General features: G+C 64.5%; 2 protein-coding genes and 1 pseudogene. All 3 read right to left on the bottom strand.

Annotated elements, in window-relative coordinates; all coding sequences use genetic code 11:
* The coding region (locus tag RMO30_RS07265; RefSeq protein WP_309711368.1) for a GTP-binding protein at positions 1 to 999 on the bottom strand (999 nt) is incomplete at its 3' end.
* Between the two features lie 140 nt (positions 1,000 to 1,139).
* Positions 1,140 to 1,610, bottom strand: coding sequence for a 30S ribosomal protein S7 (gene rpsG, locus RMO30_RS07260; RefSeq protein ID WP_191283592.1), 471 nt, complete (start codon positions 1,608 to 1,610; stop codon positions 1,140 to 1,142).
* Positions 1,610 to 1,717: pseudogene (locus RMO30_RS07255) on the bottom strand (30S ribosomal protein S12); the annotation flags it as partial. The pseudogene RMO30_RS07255 and the gene rpsG, both read right to left, overlap by 1 nt.

Below are 1,717 nucleotides of genomic sequence, written 5' to 3'. Positions count from 1 at the left end.
GAGCCGTCCGAAGAACGGGTGGGTCATGATCTTGAACGCGAGCGCCGAGAACGGCTCGGTCGAGTCGGCGTGCCGCTCGATGACCTTCTCTTCGTCACGCACGTCGTGGCCTTCGATCGCCGGCATGTCGAGCGGCGAGGGGAGGTAGTCGACGACCGCGTCGAGCATCGGCTGCACGCCGCGGTTCTTGAACGCGGAACCGCAGAGCACCGGGTAGATCTCCGACGCGATGGTCAGCTTGCGGATCGCGCCCTTGATCTCTTCGACCGTGAGCTCTTCGCCGCCGAAGTGCTTCTCGAGAAGCACCTCGTCGGTCTCGGCAACGGTCTCGAGCAGCACCTCGCGGTACTCGTTCGCCTTGTCGAGCAGGTCGGCCGGGATCTCTTCGATCGCGTACTCGGCCCCCAGCTTCACGTCACCCTTGGAGTCGCCGCGCCAGGTGAGGGCGCGCATCTCGACCAGGTCGACGACGCCCTCGAACGAGGACTCCGCGCCGATCGGCAGCTGGATGACGAGCGGCTTCGCGCCGAGGCGCTTGATGATCGTCTCGACCGTGAAGTAGAAGTCGGCGCCGAGCTTGTCCATCTTGTTGACGAAGCAGATGCGCGGTACGTCGTACTTGTCGGCCTGACGCCACACCGTCTCGGACTGAGGCTCAACGCCCTCCTTGCCGTCGAACACGGCAACCGCGCCGTCGAGGACGCGGAGGTTTCGCTCTACCTCGACGGTGAAGTCGACGTGACCGGGGGTGTCGATGATGTTCAGCTGGATGTCGTTCCAGAAGCACGTCGTGGCGGCGGACGTGATCGTGATGCCGCGCTCCTGCTCCTGCGCCATCCAGTCCATGACGGCGGCGCCGTCGTGGACCTCGCCGATCTTGTGCGTGATGCCCGTGTAGAACAGGATGCGCTCGGTCGTCGTGGTCTTGCCGGCGTCGATGTGCGCCATGATGCCGAAGTTGCGGACCTTCTTGAGGTCGGTGAGCACGTCCTGTGCCACGGGATTTCCTGTCTCTTAGTTCGGGTGTCTGTAGCTGGTTGAGTAGGGCGCTCGCGGCCGTATCGAAACCACGGTAATTCGGACAAAGGTGTTTAGATACGCCGCTTCGCGGCTACTCAACCCGCTGGTGGGCCTACGGCCTACCAGCGGTAGTGAGCGAACGCCTTGTTGCTCTCCGCCATCTTGTGAGTGTCTTCGCGACGCTTCACGGCGGCACCGAGGCCGTTCGACGCGTCGAGGATCTCGTTCTGCAGGCGGTCGGTCATCGTCTTCTCGCGACGCGACTTGGCGTACGAGACGAGCCAGCGCAGTGCGAGAGTGTTCGCGCGGTGCGGCTTGACCTCGACCGGAACCTGGTACGTCGAACCGCCGACGCGGCGGCTCTTGACCTCGAGGGTGGGGCGCACGTTGTCGAGCGCCTTCTTGAGAACGACGACCGCATCCTGGCCGGACTTGGTGCCGACACCTTCGAGCGCGCCGTAAACGATGCGCTGGGCGAGGTCCTTCTTGCCGTCGAGCAGGATCTTGTTGACGAGCTGGCTGACGATCTGGGCGCTGTACACCGGGTCGGCGACAACGGGGCGCTTGGCCGCGGGTCCCTTACGAGGCATTACTTGGCCGCCTTTGCACCGTAACGGCTACGCGCCTGCTTGCGGTTCTTGACCGCCTGGGTGTCGAGGGCGCCGCGCACGATCTTGTAGCGAACGCCGGGCAGGTC

Origin of the sequence: Pseudolysinimonas sp., assembly GCF_031389465.1 — a bacterium.
In the GTDB taxonomy this organism is placed as follows: Bacteria; Actinomycetota; Actinomycetes; order Actinomycetales; family Microbacteriaceae; genus Pseudolysinimonas_A.
Note: the sequence above shows the minus strand (reverse complement) of the source record. Positions and strands in the feature narration are given on the sequence as shown.

Excerpts from the sequence above, each read along its gene's own strand:
- rpsG (WP_191283592.1), bottom strand. The coding sequence starts at position 1,610 with ATGCCTCGTAAGGGACCCGCGGCCAAGCGCCCCGTTGTCGCCGACCCG.